The 15,639-nt window shown below is 49.8% G+C and carries 11 protein-coding genes and 2 pseudogenes; 6 read left to right on the forward strand and 7 right to left on the reverse strand.

The window, feature by feature from the left end; all coding sequences use genetic code 11:
• Positions 1-87: 87 nt before the first annotated feature.
• On the reverse strand, positions 88-789 hold the full coding sequence (locus BGX14_RS14550; protein ID WP_095880282.1) for a hypothetical protein: 702 nt from the start codon (positions 787-789) through the stop codon (positions 88-90).
• Between the two features lie 319 nt (positions 790-1,108).
• Here BGX14_RS14550 and BGX14_RS14555 point away from each other — a divergent pair, with 319 nt between their 5' ends.
• From BGX14_RS14555 to BGX14_RS14575, 4 genes and pseudogenes are all read left to right on the forward strand, one after another.
• Positions 1,109-2,110, forward strand: coding sequence for an alpha/beta hydrolase (locus BGX14_RS14555; protein WP_233126568.1), 1,002 nt, complete (start codon positions 1,109-1,111; stop codon positions 2,108-2,110).
• A gap of 678 nt (positions 2,111-2,788) precedes the next feature.
• A pseudogene (locus BGX14_RS14560) lies at positions 2,789-3,124 on the forward strand (FISUMP domain-containing protein); the annotation flags it as partial.
• A 317-nt stretch (positions 3,125-3,441) separates the two neighbouring features.
• Entirely contained in the window at positions 3,442-4,983 is a 1,542-nt protein-coding gene (locus BGX14_RS14570; protein ID WP_095880285.1) for an FISUMP domain-containing protein, read from the forward strand.
• 134 nt (positions 4,984-5,117) lie between these two features.
• Complete coding sequence (locus tag BGX14_RS14575; RefSeq protein ID WP_198951220.1) at positions 5,118-5,624, forward strand: flavin reductase; 507 nt, start codon at positions 5,118-5,120, stop codon at positions 5,622-5,624.
• An 11-nt stretch (positions 5,625-5,635) separates the two neighbouring features.
• On the opposite strand, the gene BGX14_RS14580 is transcribed toward BGX14_RS14575, so the two are convergent.
• Both BGX14_RS14580 and BGX14_RS14585 read right to left on the reverse strand, forming a co-directional pair.
• Entirely contained in the window at positions 5,636-6,517 is an 882-nt protein-coding gene (locus BGX14_RS14580) for a LysR family transcriptional regulator (protein WP_095880286.1), read from the reverse strand.
• 212 nt (positions 6,518-6,729) lie between these two features.
• Positions 6,730-7,608, reverse strand: coding sequence for an IS30 family transposase (locus tag BGX14_RS14585; protein WP_095879463.1), 879 nt, complete (start codon positions 7,606-7,608; stop codon positions 6,730-6,732).
• A gap of 396 nt (positions 7,609-8,004) precedes the next feature.
• Between BGX14_RS14585 and BGX14_RS14590 the strand changes: the two genes are divergently transcribed.
• A complete protein-coding gene (locus BGX14_RS14590) occupies positions 8,005-8,886 on the forward strand; it encodes a LysR family transcriptional regulator (RefSeq protein ID WP_095880286.1) in 882 nt (293 codons plus the stop codon).
• A gap of 11 nt (positions 8,887-8,897) precedes the next feature.
• Here the strand turns inward: BGX14_RS14590 and BGX14_RS14595 are convergent, their stop codons facing one another.
• The 4 genes and pseudogenes from BGX14_RS14595 to BGX14_RS14615 form a co-directional block, all read right to left on the reverse strand.
• Positions 8,898-9,404: a flavin reductase gene (locus BGX14_RS14595; RefSeq protein ID WP_198951220.1), complete on the reverse strand. Its 507-nt coding sequence runs from the start codon at positions 9,402-9,404 to the stop codon at positions 8,898-8,900.
• Positions 9,405-9,538: 134 nt separating this feature from the next.
• Complete coding sequence (locus tag BGX14_RS14600; RefSeq protein WP_095880285.1) at positions 9,539-11,080, reverse strand: FISUMP domain-containing protein; 1,542 nt, start codon at positions 11,078-11,080, stop codon at positions 9,539-9,541.
• Between the two features lie 317 nt (positions 11,081-11,397).
• A pseudogene (locus BGX14_RS14610) lies at positions 11,398-11,733 on the reverse strand (FISUMP domain-containing protein); the annotation flags it as partial.
• A 678-nt stretch (positions 11,734-12,411) separates the two neighbouring features.
• Positions 12,412-13,368: an alpha/beta hydrolase gene (locus tag BGX14_RS14615; RefSeq protein WP_095880287.1), complete on the reverse strand. Its 957-nt coding sequence runs from the start codon at positions 13,366-13,368 to the stop codon at positions 12,412-12,414.
• A gap of 475 nt (positions 13,369-13,843) precedes the next feature.
• On the opposite strand from BGX14_RS14615, the gene BGX14_RS14620 reads away from it, so the two are divergent.
• Positions 13,844-15,580, forward strand: coding sequence for a DNA repair helicase XPB (locus tag BGX14_RS14620; RefSeq protein WP_073301990.1), 1,737 nt, complete (start codon positions 13,844-13,846; stop codon positions 15,578-15,580).
• The last annotated feature ends 59 nt before the right edge of the window (positions 15,581-15,639 follow it).

The following is a 15,639-nucleotide window of genomic DNA, read 5'->3' on the forward strand; positions in this document are numbered from 1 at the left end:
ACGCTTGGCGATTGGGCAGTGCGGACTGGGACAAAAAAACTCCCGCGGGAAAGCGGGAGCGTTTCAAAGAATTCGCCTTTCGACGGATTAGAACACGAACCAGGTGAGGTAGACCTTGTACGCAATGCTCCAATCGAAACGACTGACATCATATTCGAAACGACTGACATCATATTCATAGCCGTTTTCGCCGCCTTCCACGAGTTCGGTCGACCATTGGTATTCCATGTTTAAACCGGCTTTGCCGCTGAGAACGAGGTTCTTGGCGAGATTGGCGTGGACACCTGCCAGGAAGTTGAAGTCGATAGCGCAGTTGTCTTCTTTGAAACGGTTGAAAATAAATTCACCGCCGACAGAGAACGGGGAGAGGTTGGAGGGGAGGTAGTAGTCGAAACCGGCACCGATATGGATGGCCGTGTAATCGTCGCCCATGTCTTGTTTCACACTATTCGCTTCTACGGTCGTTTCTCCATGGTGAGAGAGCCCGAAAATTCCGGTCAAGGCTATCGACGGGTTGAGATTGAAGACGAAGTTCAGGTAACCGGAGCCGTTGATGGCTTTAATCACGTCCAAACCGATTCCGAAGAACGGCTTGTCGCTGCTGCTCTTTGCCGGAGCGGCTTTGGCTGTGGAAGTTGTGGTGTACGTTCTGGCCGGCGCGGCTGCGGGTTGGGCGGGAACTTCTTCTACGACTTCTTCGTATTCCACGACTTCGTATTCGTCTTCCTGTGCAAAAGCGGCACCTGTCAGTGCCAAGGCGGCGAAAATAGATACAAATGCTTTTTTCATTTTTTTCTCCTATGGGTTTAATTGCTCAAAAGATAGCAAATTGAACAAATATTTAAAGGCTTGGGAACTTGGAGAGGTTTGAAGGAAAAATGGCAAAAATTTCTGTAATTGAATGAAAATAATGTCTGAACTTCGACGGCGTTATGCTTGAAAGGCATAAATCCTTATGAAAATAAAGTATTTGATATTGGCAAATCTTTTCGCTAAATTAAAGGCATCGGAAAACCTAAATCGTGAGGACAGGATGAAAAAGAAAATTCTACTCTCCATTGCCACCTTAAGCCTTCTATTGTTTACCGCCTGTTCGGAGGAAAAAAATATGCAGACAACTGAAAAGGAAAATAAGCTCGCCCTTTCGGAAGAATGGGACAAAGTCTTTCCCCAAAGCGACAAGGTGATTCATTCCAAGGTCACTTTCCGGAACCGCTACGGAATCCCCCTTGCTGCGGACCTTTACATTCCCAAAAAGGGAACGGGAAAGTTCAGGGCGGTTGCGGTCAGCGGGCCGTTTGGCGCGGTCAAGGAGCAAGCGTCCGGATTTTATGCCCAGACTCTGGCCGAAAACGGCTTTTTGACTTTGGCTTTTGACCCGTCCTTTACCGGGGAAAGCGGCGGCGACGTGCGGAACGTGGCATCGCCGGATATCAACACGGAGGATTTCAGCGCGGCGGTGGACTATCTGGTCAATCGCAGCGACGTGGATTCTTCCAAGGTGGGAATTTTGGGAATTTGCGGATTTGGCGGCATCGGCATCAACGCGGCGGCTATGGATACGCGAATCAAGGCGACAGTGGCCAGCACTTCCTATGATATGACCCGTGTTACCGCCAACGGTTACAACGACGTAAACGACAATGTGGACGCCCGGCAGAAAATGCTGGAATCTTTGAACGCTCAACGTTCCAAGGATTTTGCCCAGGGATTTTACGACAGGGCGGGGGGGAACCAGAAGCCCGAAGAGCAGACCGAGCAAACTCCCCAATTCCTGAAGGATTACAGCAATTATTACATGACGAAGCGAGGATTTCATGCCCGTTCGGTCAATTCCGTGGGCGGATGGAACAAGACCAGCAGCCTTCCTTTTGTTAATATGCCGTTCCTGCAGCGCATCGGCGAAATTCGGAATCCCGTTTTGCTGATTCACGGCGAAAAGGCGCATAGCCGCTACTTTAGCGAGACCATGTTCCAAAATATGCAAAAGGGGCATTTTCCGGAAAACAAGGAACTTCTGATTGTTCCGGGCGCAAACCACGTGGATCTTTACGATAATGCGGAAAAGATTCCTTTTGCAAGGATCGTGGAATTTTTTGGCCGGATGTAATCTGCGTTTCCCGCTCGCCGGAATCTGGCGGGTGGAATTTTTTTTGCTGTTTTATGAATGGCGTTTCGGGAAGCGCGCCTTTTTCCCGTCATTGCGAGGAATGTAAGTGACGAGGCAATTTTTGCTTGCCGTTGAAAAGATTGCTTCGCTCCTTTGGAGCTCGTAATGACGGTTAAAGAGGGGGCGGTTCGTCATTGCGAGAAGAGTAGCGGCGTGGCAATTCTGTGAAAAGTCGTCATTGCGAGGAACGTTAGCGACCCATGAGCCTTGGGAACTTGTTCCCTTAGACGAATTGTCCCTTCCAGGGATACTTCAACTACGGAATCAAAGATTCCAAGTTTCAGGGATGCGCCGCCGTGGCAATTCTTGCTGGCACCTCGTCATTGCGAGGAGCGTAGCGACGTGGCAATCTTGTCAGCGGGAAAGGATTGCTTCTACACTTCGAGTATAACTCCACTAAGGTAACAAAGTTACCAAGTGTCGTATATCCACATAGAGGATAACTTAACTAGGGCAATAAATCGCCCAGTTTCGTAATAGCTTCGTTTGCAAAGATGCTTGCTATCAAAGGGGATTGCCGCGCTTCGCTCGCAATGACGGAAGAGGGGTGTTCGCAATGGCGGTAAGGGTTGCGGTTACGGTGTAGAGTGCAATGCGAGGGTACCGGTCCGCGGAGTCTGTCCCGCAGGTTGGCATTTGCCCAGTAAAGCGGAATGGGAAACTCTGTTCGTGACCGTCGGCGGTACGAATGTCGCCGGAACAAAGCTCAAGTCCAAGAGTGGTTGGTACAATAATGGCAACGGCATGGACACTTATGGCTTTTCCGTGTTGCCAGCGGGCATCCACGATGGCGATGGCAGTTACCGCACCGCCGGCAAGCACGCAGGCTTGTGGGGTTCTACGGAGAACAGCAGCTATGCGTACTACTGGTTCTTCGCCTACGACAGCGAGCGCGTGGGCTCGGGTTACACCTACAAGAACGAAGGTTTTTCCATCCGTTGCATCAAGGATTAGCTCAAGTTTGAAATCGCCTTTCAAAAACGCGAACCCTATTCAAAACGTAAAAGCTCTGTCAAGTTGAATTCCGGCTTGGCAGTTTTTGTTCGGTCATCAACTGCGCTTTGGCTGTTACCCTTTCCTCAGAAGCTTTCAAATGGGTGATTTCCTCCCCAAAGAATAAAAATTTCAGAAAATTCCGAAAACCTCTTGACAATGTTTTTTTTTGTTTACATTTGGAGTGATAAAAGGGATGAAATAAAATGACAAATCGAGTCGTTGCCCAATCATCCCGGCGTGAGCTGCGCCAGGCATAATTTAAAGGAGATGGAACCATGCAAAAAGAACTTTCGTTAGCTGTCGCTACTGCATCTGCGGCGATTTTCCTCACAGCTTGCGGAGACGAGAATACCACCAACATCACGGAAACCACCGGTATCGCCGTCGTTGCAGCGGGGGATTCGCTGCCCGCCTGCGGCGAGGAGAACGTGGGCGAAATCGTATTCGCCGAGGATTCCGCACAGGTTTATTACTGCGCCGACGGAAAATGGACGACGCTCAAGGGCGAACAGGGCGAACAAGGCGAAACGGGGGAAGCTGGGGCTGACGGCAAGGATGGAGAGAATGGCTCGGACGGTTCCAGCTGCACAGCCATTCCGGTGGATGGCGGAATTGAAGTCCGCTGCGACGGCGAAGTTGTGGGAGTCATCGCCAACGGCAAGGATGGAACCGACGGCGAAGAGGGTTCGGATGGAAAAGGCTGCATTGCGGAAGCCATCGAGAATGGCTACAAGATTCTTTGCGGTGGCGACTCCATCGGCGTATTGCTGAACGGCGAACAGGGCGAGCAGGGAATTCAGGGTGAAAAAGGCCAAGATGGCGCAAGTTGCACTGCCGTAGCTTTAGAAGACAATTCCGGGTTTAATGTTATATGCGGCGGCGATACCATTGGCGTATTGAAAAATGGGGAGAAGGGGAAAACCGGTGAAAATGGCTCGGGCTGCAAAATAGCCGACCTGGGCGATGGCGTTGTGGAAGTGACCTGCGGCGAAGGGGAGAACGCCTCGACGACGACTCTGTATAAGGCCATGTGCGGAGCGGCAGCCTACGATCCGGCAACGCAAATTTGCGCGGACAACCAAATCGTGGTGTGTTCGGAAGCGCTGGACGGCGAGAAGATTACGGTGAACGGGATTTCCTACCAATGCTGGGAACAGAAGTGGATTGAAGAAAAGGAGAATTGGCAATATCTGAATCCTGCGATTTCCTATGAAATGTTCAAAGACGCACGCGATGGACAAATTTACAAGTCCGTGAAAATCGGAAATCAAGTTTGGATGGCGGAGAACTTGAACTATGATTACAATGAAGGAACCGCTAAAAGTTACTGCTACAACGACGAACAGGAGTCCTGTGCCAAGTATGGTCGGCTCTATACTTGGGCTGCGGCGATGGACAGTGCCGGGGTATTCGGCGATGGCGGCAAGGGCTGCGGTTTCCTCGTAACATGCTCTGCAAAGGAACCGGTTCGCGGCGTTTGTCCCGAAAGCTGGCACTTGCCCAGCGACACGGAATGGAAAACTCTGTTCACGGCTGTTGGCGGTACGACTGTCGCCGGAACAAAGCTCAAGTCCAAGAGTGGTTGGTACAATAATGGCAACGGTACGGACGAATATGGCTTTTCCGGGGTGCCAGCGGGCAACCGCGATCGCGAGGGCCTTTACAACGACGCAGGCAAGGACGCTCGCTTCTGGAGTTCTACGGAGAGGGGCAGCTTCCCTGCGTACCTCTGGATCTTCTCCTACGGCAACACGACCGTGTCCTCGGGTTACCACGACAAGTTCTTCGGCTATTCCATCCGTTGCATCAAGGATTAGCTCAAGTTTGAATTTGCCTATCCAAAACGCGTGCCCTATTCAAAACTTAAAAAGCTCTGTCAGGTCGAATTCCGGCTTGGCAGCTTTTTTTGTAATCGATTTTATATTTTTAGAGGAAACTCTAGGAGATGATTATGGCATTTCAAGAAATCCAAGCGGACGGCCTTCAAAACAATCCTTTTCAGCTGTTCCATAAAGATTGGACGCTGATTACCGCCGAGCATGCGGGCAAAACCAATATGATGACGGCTTCCTGGGGTGGCTTGGGAATTATGTGGAACAAACCCGTCGCCTATATTGTCGTGCGCCCCCAGCGTTTTACCAAAAAACTGATAGACGCTTCGGTAACCTTATCCCTCTGCTTTTTCGAGGAAAAATTTCGCAAGGAACTGGCTTTTTGTGGCAAGCATTCGGGAAAGGACGTGGATAAAATCGCGGAATGCCATTTGACTCTACAACACGAAAAGGAAACTCCCTATTTTGATGAGGCCCGGCTGGTTCTTCTGTGCAAAAAACTCTTTGCGCAGCCCTTCGACAAAAAGAGCTTTGTGGATTTGACCATTCCAGAAAAGGTCTATCAGGACGGCGATTTTCACACGCTCTACATTTTGGAAATCGAAAAAATCCTAAAGAAGATCTAGCCCGCCTTCCCTCAACTCCATTTGCGGAAAGCGTCCAAAAAAATTTCGCAGACTTTGCTCATCGCCTGTTGCTTCTTCCACACCAGCTGCAGTTCCGTTTCCTGTTTCGGGGAAAAGGGACGAAAGCAAAGACGGGAATTTTCAGAGGTGTGAACCAGTTTGTCCAGCGTGATGGCGACACCCAGAGCTTCGTCCACCATGAGCGCGGCGTTGAAAATCAAATTGTAAGAAGCCACAACGTGGAGCGAATCCAAATCCCGACCCAGCCAGCCGGAAAAATCCTTGAATTGCATGCTCTGCTGGGAAACAATCAAGGGAACGTCCAGAAGATCGTCAGGCGTAATGCTTTCTTTTTGTGCCAAGGGATGGTCTTTTCGGACAAGGAGTCCCCAGACGTCACGCTCGGAAAGGTTCAAAAAATTGTATTTGAAAAAGTTGGCCGAAGTCAGCAAAACGCCAAAGTCCAAAATTCCCTGGTCCAGTTTTTCCGAAACATTGCTGGCGTTTCCGCTGTATAAGTGGATTCGGATTTTCGGAAATTGGGATTGCAAATTTTTGATGATGCGGATGACTTTTCGCATCCCTTCCGTTTCCGCACAGCCGATGTAAATGTCCCCGGCGATTTCCTCGTCCTTGGAGGATGAAAATTCCTGCTCTGTCCGTTTCACAAGAGTCATGATTTCTTCGGCCCGCTGCTTGAAGCGGATGCCTTCCTGGGTGAGGAGCGTTTTTTGCCCAGCGCGGTAAAATAATTTCACGCCCAATTCCTCTTCCAGCTCCTGCATTTGCCGGGAGAGTGTAGGCTGGGTGACAAACAGGACGTTCTGACCGGCTGCAGAAAAACTTTCCGCTTCGGCTATGGCCAAAAAATATTTCAAAGTTCGGATTTCCATGAATGGAAAAATACATAAACTGCATGGAATGGAAAATGGGAAGCATTTTTGCTGTTCAAAGTGGCACCGGAATTTTTGCAGTTGTCCGTGGACTTCGCTTCTTTGGGGAAAATCGATGCAAATTGTTGGAACGCTTTATTTTTTGAACTAATAGTGTCCGCTAAAAGTTAATCAATTTCGTAGAAAAGGCGGATTTTCGTCGCTAACGCGACTTAGGTTTGTAGTTTAACTTGCGTATAAATATACTCTAAAGGGGTCATAAAGTCAAGCCTTTTTCGAGGCCTGTTGTTCAGTTTATCCTGTATCCAGCGAACTTTCCGGGGAGAGATTCCCTTGAACGACTCCTTCTTGGGAAGATATTGGCGTATTAGACCGTTCATGTTCTCGTTGGCACCGCGCTCCCAGGAGTGGTACGGGTTCGCAAAGTAGTAATCCGCCTTCATAGCTTTCGCTATTTCTGCGTGACAGGCGAACTCCTTCCCGTTGTCCGAAGTGATTGTGAGAATCTTGACTTCGAACGTTTTCTCAAAGTCCTTCAGCGCCCTCACAAGCGTTCTCTTCAGGTCTTTCGCGTTCTTCGTCGGAAGATACCTTATCAGGCTGTAATTCGTCATCCTGTCGTTGATCGTGAGCAGGTTCGCGTCATGGTCCGCGCTGTTTATCAGGTCTATCTCGATGTCGCCTACGCGTGATTTCTCGTCCACGATTGCCGGACGTTCCTCGATGGGCACGCGGCCTACAATCTGGCCTCTCTTGTCCTTCTTCTCCCCGCGCTTACGGTATGGTTTCTTGCCGTGCCGCAAGTGCTTCTTCAGGTCCTCGTCCTTGTTCACATGCCTGTATATCGTGGCGACGCTAGGGACACCCATCCCATCGAGTTTCGCGCGTCCGTTCACCTGTTCGGGAGAGTAGTCTTCCTTGATTTTCCCGTCCACGATTTTCCAGTCGTCCTCGTCGTAGTCGTAATGCAGGTGACTTGTCGCGGCAAGGAGGTCTGCCCGTTCCTGCGACTTGACCGGGTCGTAATGCTGGCGGCCGCCGCCCCTGTTTAGTTCCCTGTAGATTGTGGATTTGTGGACCTTCAGCTGCAAGGCTATGTTTTTCGGGGGATCTTTGCCGCATTGAGCGCTCGTATTTCGTATCTTTGTGCTTGGTTGAGACTCACCGCCATGTCCTTTTTTGGTAGAATCGGCAAGGTAGAAAAGTTTCGGCCAGGTTCCCCAGGGGCTAGCCCTAGGGAACTTTTTTTCTTCCCGATTCAACCTATATCAGTCGCATTGACGGTGAAAATTCGCGTAACTTTTCTACGAAATTGATTAACTTTTAGCGGACACTATTAGTTCAAAAAATAAAGCGTTCCAACAATTTGCATCGATTTTCCCCAAAGAAGCGAAGTCCACGGACAACTGCAAAAATTCCGGTGCCACTTTGAACAGCAAAAATGCTTCCCATTTTCCATTCCATGCAGTTTATGTATTTTTCCATTCATGGAAATCCGAACTTTGAAATATTTTTTGGCCATAGCCGAAGCGGAAAGTTTTTCTGCAGCCGGTCAGAACGTCCTGTTTGTCACCCAGCCTACACTCTCCCGGCAAATGCAGGAGCTGGAAGAGGAATTGGGCGTGAAATTATTTTACCGCGCTGGGCAAAAAACGCTCCTCACCCAGGAAGGCATCCGCTTCAAGCAGCGGGCCGAAGAAATCATGACTCTTGTGAAACGGACAGAGCAGGAATTTTCATCCTCCAAGGACGAGGAAATCGCCGGGGACATTTACATCGGCTGTGCGGAAACGGAAGGGATGCGAAAAGTCATCCGCATCATCAAAAATTTGCAATCCCAATTTCCGAAAATCCGAATCCACTTATACAGCGGAAACGCCAGCAATGTTTCGGAAAAACTGGACCAGGGAATTTTGGACTTTGGCGTTTTGCTGACTTCGGCCAACTTTTTCAAATACAATTTTTTGAACCTTTCCGAGCGTGACGTCTGGGGACTCCTTGTCCGAAAAGACCATCCCTTGGCACAAAAAGAAAGCATTACGCCTGACGATCTTCTGGACGTTCCCTTGATTGTTTCCCAGCAGAGCATGCAATTCAAGGATTTTTCCGGCTGGCTGGGTCGGGATTTGGATTCGCTCCACGTTGTGGCTTCTTACAATTTGATTTTCAACGCCGCGCTCATGGTGGACGAAGCTCTGGGTGTCGCCATCACGCTGGACAAACTGGTTCACACCTCTGAAAATTCCCGTCTTTGCTTTCGTCCCTTTTCCCCGAAACAGGAAACGGAACTGCAGCTGGTGTGGAAGAAGCAACAGGCGATGAGCAAAGTCTGCGAAATTTTTTTGGACGCTTTCCGCAAATGGAGTTGAGGGAAGGCGGGCTAGATCTTCTTTAGGATTTTTTCGATTTCCAAAATGTAGAGCGTGTGAAAATCGCCGTCCTGATAGACCTTTTCTGGAATGGTCAAATCCACAAAGCTCTTTTTGTCGAAGGGCTGCGCAAAGAGTTTTTTGCACAGAAGAACCAGCCGGGCCTCATCAAAATAGGGAGTTTCCTTTTCGTGTTGTAGAGTCAAATGGCATTCCGCGATTTTATCCACGTCCTTTCCCGAATGCTTGCCACAAAAAGCCAGTTCCTTGCGAAATTTTTCCTCGAAAAAGCAGAGGGATAAGGTTACCGAAGCGTCTATCAGTTTTTTGGTAAAACGCTGGGGGCGCACGACAATATAGGCGACGGGTTTGTTCCACATAATTCCCAAGCCACCCCAGGAAGCCGTCATCATATTGGTTTTGCCCGCATGCTCGGCGGTAATCAGCGTCCAATCTTTATGGAACAGCTGAAAAGGATTGTTTTGAAGGCCGTCCGCTTGGATTTCTTGAAATGCCATAATCATCTCCTAGAGTTTCCTCTAAAAATATAAAATCGATTACAAAAAAAGCTGCCAAGCCGGAATTCGACCTGACAGAGCTTTTTAAGTTTTGAATAGGGCACGCGTTTTGGATAGGCAAATTCAAACTTGAGCTAATCCTTGATGCAACGGATGGAATAGCCGAAGAACTTGTCGTGGTAACCCGAGGACACGGTCGTGTTGCCGTAGGAGAAGATCCAGAGGTACGCAGGGAAGCTGCCCCTCTCCGTAGAACTCCAGAAGCGAGCGTCCTTGCCTGCGTCGTTGTAAAGGCCCTCGCGATCGCGGTTGCCCGCTGGCACCCCGGAAAAGCCATATTCGTCCGTACCGTTGCCATTATTGTACCAACCACTCTTGGACTTGAGCTTTGTTCCGGCGACAGTCGTACCGCCAACAGCCGTGAACAGAGTTTTCCATTCCGTGTCGCTGGGCAAGTGCCAGCTTTCGGGACAAACGCCGCGAACCGGTTCCTTTGCAGAGCATGTTACGAGGAAACCGCAGCCCTTGCCGCCATCGCCGAATACCCCGGCACTGTCCATCGCCGCAGCCCAAGTATAGAGCCGACCATACTTGGCACAGGACTCCTGTTCGTCGTTGTAGCAGTAACTTTTAGCGGTTCCTTCATTGTAATCATAGTTCAAGTTCTCCGCCATCCAAACTTGATTTCCGATTTTCACGGACTTGTAAATTTGTCCATCGCGTGCGTCTTTGAACATTTCATAGGAAATCGCAGGATTCAGATATTGCCAATTCTCCTTTTCTTCAATCCACTTCTGTTCCCAGCATTGGTAGGAAATCCCGTTCACCGTAATCTTCTCGCCGTCCAGCGCTTCCGAACACACCACGATTTGGTTGTCCGCGCAAATTTGCGTTGCCGGATCGTAGGCTGCCGCTCCGCACATGGCCTTATACAGAGTCGTCGTCGAGGCGTTCTCCCCTTCGCCGCAGGTCACTTCCACAACGCCATCGCCCAGGTCGGCTATTTTGCAGCCCGAGCCATTTTCACCGGTTTTCCCCTTCTCCCCATTTTTCAATACGCCAATGGTATCGCCGCCGCATATAACATTAAACCCGGAATTGTCTTCTAAAGCTACGGCAGTGCAACTTGCGCCATCTTGGCCTTTTTCACCCTGAATTCCCTGCTCGCCCTGTTCGCCGTTCAGCAATACGCCGATGGAGTCGCCACCGCAAAGAATCTTGTAGCCATTCTCGATGGCTTCCGCAATGCAGCCTTTTCCATCCGAACCCTCTTCGCCGTCGGTTCCATCCTTGCCGTTGGCGATGACTCCCACAACTTCGCCGTCGCAGCGGACTTCAATTCCGCCATCCACCGGAATGGCTGTGCAGCTGGAACCGTCCGAGCCATTCTCTCCATCCTTGCCGTCAGCCCCAGCTTCCCCCGTTTCGCCTTGTTCGCCCTGTTCGCCCTTGAGCGTCGTCCATTTTCCGTCGGCGCAGTAATAAACCTGTGCGGAATCCTCGGCGAATACGATTTCGCCCACGTTCTCCTCGCCGCAGGCGGGCAGCGAATCCCCCGCTGCAACGACGGCGATACCGGTGGTTTCCGTGATGTTGGTGGTATTCTCGTCTCCGCAAGCTGTGAGGAAAATCGCCGCAGATGCAGTAGCGACAGCTAACGAAAGTTCTTTTTGCATGGTTCCATCTCCTTTAAATTATGCCTGGCGCAGCTCACGCCGGGATGATTGGGCAACGACTCGATTTGTCATTTTATTTCATCCCTTTTATCACTCCAAATGTAAACAAAAAAAAACATTGTCAAGAGGTTTTCGGAATTTTCTGAAATTTTTATTCTTTGGGGAGGAAATCACCCATTTGAAAGCTTCTGAGGAAAGGGTAACAGCCAAAGCGCAGTTGATGACCGAACAAAAACTGCCAAGCCGGAATTCAACTTGACAGAGCTTTTACGTTTTGAATAGGGTTCGCGTTTTTGAAAGGCGATTTCAAACTTGAGCTAATCCTTGATGCAACGGATGGAAAAACCTTCGTTCTTGTAGGTGTAACCCGAGCCCACGCGCTCGCTGTCGTAGGCGAAGAACCAGTAGTACGCATAGCTGCTGTTCTCCGTAGAACCCCACAAGCCTGCGTGCTTGCCGGCGGTGCGGTAACTGCCATCGCCATCGTGGATGCCCGCTGGCAACACGGAAAAGCCATAAGTGTCCATGCCGTTGCCATTATTGTACCAACCACTCTTGGACTTGAGCTTTGTTCCGGCGACATTCGTACCGCCGACGGTCACGAACAGAGTTTCCCATTCCGCTTTACTGGGCAAATGCCAACCTGCGGGACAGACTCCGCGGACCGGTACCCTCGCATTGCACTCTACACCGTAACCGCAACCCTTACCGCCATTGCGAACACCCCTCTTCCGTCATTGCGAGCGAAGCGCGGCAATCCCCTTTGATAGCAAGCATCTTTGCAAACGAAGCTATTACGAAACTGGGCGATTTATTGCCCTAGTTAAGTTATCCTCTATGTGGATATACGACACTTGGTAACTTTGTTACCTTAGTGGAGTTATACTCGAAGTGTAGAAGCAATCCTTTCCCGCTGACAAGATTGCCACGTCGCTACGCTCCTCGCAATGACGAGGTGCCAGCAAGAATTGCCACGGCGGCGCATCCCTGAAACTTGGAATCTTTGATTCCGTAGTTGAAGTATCCCTGGAAGGGACAATTCGTCTAAGGGAACAAGTTCCCAAGGCTCATGGGTCGCTAACGTTCCTCGCAATGACGACTTTTCACAGAATTGCCACGCCGCTACTCTTCTCGCAATGACGAACCGCCCCCTCTTTAACCGTCATTACGAGCTCCAAAGGAGCGAAGCAATCTTTTCAACGGCAAGCAAAAATTGCCTCGTCACTTACATTCCTCGCAATGACGGGAAAAAGGCGCGCTTCCCGAAACGCCATTCATAAAACAGCAAAAAAAATTCCACCCGCCAGATTCCGGCGAGCGGGAAACGCAGATTACATCCGGCCAAAAAATTCCACGATCCTTGCAAAAGGAATCTTTTCCGCATTATCGTAAAGATCCACGTGGTTTGCGCCCGGAACAATCAGAAGTTCCTTGTTTTCCGGAAAATGCCCCTTTTGCATATTTTGGAACATGGTCTCGCTAAAGTAGCGGCTATGCGCCTTTTCGCCGTGAATCAGCAAAACGGGATTCCGAATTTCGCCGATGCGCTGCAGGAACGGCATATTAACAAAAGGAAGGCTGCTGGTCTTGTTCCATCCGCCCACGGAATTGACCGAACGGGCATGAAATCCTCGCTTCGTCATGTAATAATTGCTGTAATCCTTCAGGAATTGGGGAGTTTGCTCGGTCTGCTCTTCGGGCTTCTGGTTCCCCCCCGCCCTGTCGTAAAATCCCTGGGCAAAATCCTTGGAACGTTGAGCGTTCAAAGATTCCAGCATTTTCTGCCGGGCGTCCACATTGTCGTTTACGTCGTTGTAACCGTTGGCGGTAACACGGGTCATATCATAGGAAGTGCTGGCCACTGTCGCCTTGATTCGCGTATCCATAGCCGCCGCGTTGATGCCGATGCCGCCAAATCCGCAAATTCCCAAAATTCCCACCTTGGAAGAATCCACGTCGCTGCGATTGACCAGATAGTCCACCGCCGCGCTGAAATCCTCCGTGTTGATATCCGGCGATGCCACGTTCCGCACGTCGCCGCCGCTTTCCCCGGTAAAGGACGGGTCAAAAGCCAAAGTCAAAAAGCCGTTTTCGGCCAGAGTCTGGGCATAAAATCCGGACGCTTGCTCCTTGACCGCGCCAAACGGCCCGCTGACCGCAACCGCCCTGAACTTTCCCGTTCCCTTTTTGGGAATGTAAAGGTCCGCAGCAAGGGGGATTCCGTAGCGGTTCCGGAAAGTGACCTTGGAATGAATCACCTTGTCGCTTTGGGGAAAGACTTTGTCCATGGAAATATTGACAATAAAGGGAAGACGACCTTTAAAAATTGCTTGGGTGAAGTGCATTAACAACTGATAACTGAGGACTAGTAACTCTGATGCGACTGATTTTTTGAAAATGAATTTTTAGAGGTGGCCGGAAAAGGAATCGCGAAAAGGGGTGTTTATGAATGTAGATTCGCTGGGATTTGAAAATCGACGTAATCATTTGTATGTAAAATTTGGAAATCATATACAATTCTTTATCAAATACTTGTGTTAAATTTTTTTTAAAAGCGAGATCTTTCTTTTCGTAAGGTGAAGTCAGTTATTAGTTATTAGTTCCAACTCCTAACTCCTAACAACTCTTAACCGGTCCCTGCCCTTCGATAAACTCAGGAACCGCCTGTCGAAGGGCAAGCAAATCGAATGGAATTTTATATACAAGCCCAAAATTTTTCCTTTTTTTCGCCAAAGTGCGACAATTTTTCTAAATATGGCGCCTATGAATCCTGAAGGCGCAATTATTGTTCAAAGTAATCTGGAAATCCTTGTCGAAGTCCACAATCCGCACTACATCGAAGCTCGAGATGCCATCGCTCCGTTTACGGAACTCGTGAAAAGTCCGGAGCATCTGCACACTTATCGAATTTCGCACCTTTCTTTGTGGAACGCCGCTTCAACGGGTCTTCGTGCCGAGGATGTCGTCCAGCGTTTGGACGAACAGAGCAAGTATCCTCTTCCAGAATCCGTCGTGACGGAAATTCAAGAATACATGGGGCGTTACGGATTGCTCCGGCTTTCAAAAGACGAACGGGGGCTTTATCTGGAATCGTCGGAAGTCGCCTTGTTCAAGGAAGTTTGCAAATTGCCCAATGTCGGCTCTTGTCTTCTTGAATTTGAAGGAAACAATAAGGTTTACGTCGATCCCAATAAGCGCGGCATTTTGAAAATGACGCTGACCCTGAACGGTTTCCCGGTGGAGGATATCGCCGGTTATGTGTGTGGCGATCCGCTGGCCATAGACCTTCGGGAGAAAACCCTCGAAGGAAAACCGCTCGTACTTCGGAACTACCAAAAGGAAGCTTCGGAAATTTTTTACGCTTCGGGATCTGAAAAGGGCGGTTCGGGCGTCATCGTTTTGCCTTGCGGTTCGGGAAAAACATTGATAGGCATGGCGACGATGGCCTTGATGAAGACCCGCACGCTGATTCTTACGCCGAATATCTCTTCGGCGCGCCAGTGGATTCGTGAAATTCTGGACAAGACCACTTTAACGCCGGATCAGGTGCGGGAATATTCCGGAGATGTGAAGGAAATCGGTCCAGTTACGGTTGCCACCTACCAGATTTTGACGCAGCGGAAACGGGTGAAAAAAACGGAAGAATCCGAAGAGGAAAAGGAAGAAGCCGACAAGCCGCTGGTGAATTTCCCCTTGTTCAGCGAGCACAAGTGGGGACTGATGATTTACGACGAAGTGCATCTGCTTCCGGCTCCGGTATTCCGTTTCAGTGCCGAAATGCAGGCCACTCGGCGCTTGGGATTGACGGCGACCCTCGTGCGTGAAGACGGCAAGGAAACCGAAGTCTTTTCCCTTATCGGACCGAAAAAATTTGATTTGCCCTGGAAAGTTCTGGAGTCTCAGGGATGGATTGCCACGGCGGATTGTTGCGAAATCCGTGTTGTCATGACCCCTGAACTCAAAATGCAATATGCGCTGGCGCAGACTCGGGATAAAATCAACATTGCAAGCATGAATTCCCGAAAGGATGATGTGGTGGAAAAACTCATCGAACAATATGACGAGCCGGAAGACCGCATTCTGATTATCGGGCAGTATATTGAACAGCTGACGCAGCTTTCCGAAAAGCTGGGGATTCCTTTGATTACGGGCAAAACGCCGAATAAGGAACGCGATAAACTTTACGGACAATTCCGGGACGGTTCCCTTCGCAACCTGATGGTTTCTAAAGTGGGAAATTTTGCGATAGACCTTCCCGATGCGAGCATTTTGATTCAGATTTCGGGAACTTTCGGCAGTCGCCAGGAAGAAGCGCAGCGTCTCGGGCGCGTCCTTCGCCCCAAAGCGGATGGCCGTCCGGCGCATTTCTTTTCTTTGGTCACCAAGGATTCCAAGGAACAGGAATTTTCTATGAATCGCCAGCTGTTTTTGACAGAACAGGGATACGCGTACAAAATCATGAATTATTCCGGCGGAGAAATTGTGGCGGCGGGAAAATGACATTCCGTCGTGACTTCCCAACGATCCATTCCGCATTTTAAATGAGCAGGGTTCGCTCG

This window comes from Fibrobacter sp. UWS1 (assembly GCF_002300445.1).
GTDB classification, from domain to species: domain Bacteria; phylum Fibrobacterota; class Fibrobacteria; order Fibrobacterales; family Fibrobacteraceae; genus Hallerella; species Hallerella intestinalis.

Excerpts from the sequence above, each read along its gene's own strand:
- BGX14_RS14600 (WP_095880285.1), bottom strand. The coding sequence starts at position 11,080 with ATGCAAAAAGAACTTTCGTTAGCTGTCGCTACTGCATCTGCGGCGATT.
- BGX14_RS14615 (WP_095880287.1), bottom strand. The coding sequence starts at position 13,368 with ATGGACAAAGTCTTTCCCCAAAGCGACAAGGTGATTCATTCCAAGGTC.
- BGX14_RS14595 (WP_198951220.1), bottom strand. The coding sequence starts at position 9,404 with ATGGCATTTCAAGAAATCCAAGCGGACGGCCTTCAAAACAATCCTTTT.
- BGX14_RS14620 (WP_073301990.1), top strand. The coding sequence starts at position 13,844 with ATGAATCCTGAAGGCGCAATTATTGTTCAAAGTAATCTGGAAATCCTT.
- BGX14_RS14575 (WP_198951220.1), top strand. The coding sequence starts at position 5,118 with ATGGCATTTCAAGAAATCCAAGCGGACGGCCTTCAAAACAATCCTTTT.
- BGX14_RS14550 (WP_095880282.1), bottom strand. The coding sequence starts at position 789 with ATGAAAAAAGCATTTGTATCTATTTTCGCCGCCTTGGCACTGACAGGT.
- BGX14_RS14580 (WP_095880286.1), bottom strand. The coding sequence starts at position 6,517 with ATGGAAATCCGAACTTTGAAATATTTTTTGGCCATAGCCGAAGCGGAA.
- BGX14_RS14555 (WP_233126568.1), top strand. The coding sequence starts at position 1,109 with ATGCAGACAACTGAAAAGGAAAATAAGCTCGCCCTTTCGGAAGAATGG.
- BGX14_RS14590 (WP_095880286.1), top strand. The coding sequence starts at position 8,005 with ATGGAAATCCGAACTTTGAAATATTTTTTGGCCATAGCCGAAGCGGAA.
- BGX14_RS14570 (WP_095880285.1), top strand. The coding sequence starts at position 3,442 with ATGCAAAAAGAACTTTCGTTAGCTGTCGCTACTGCATCTGCGGCGATT.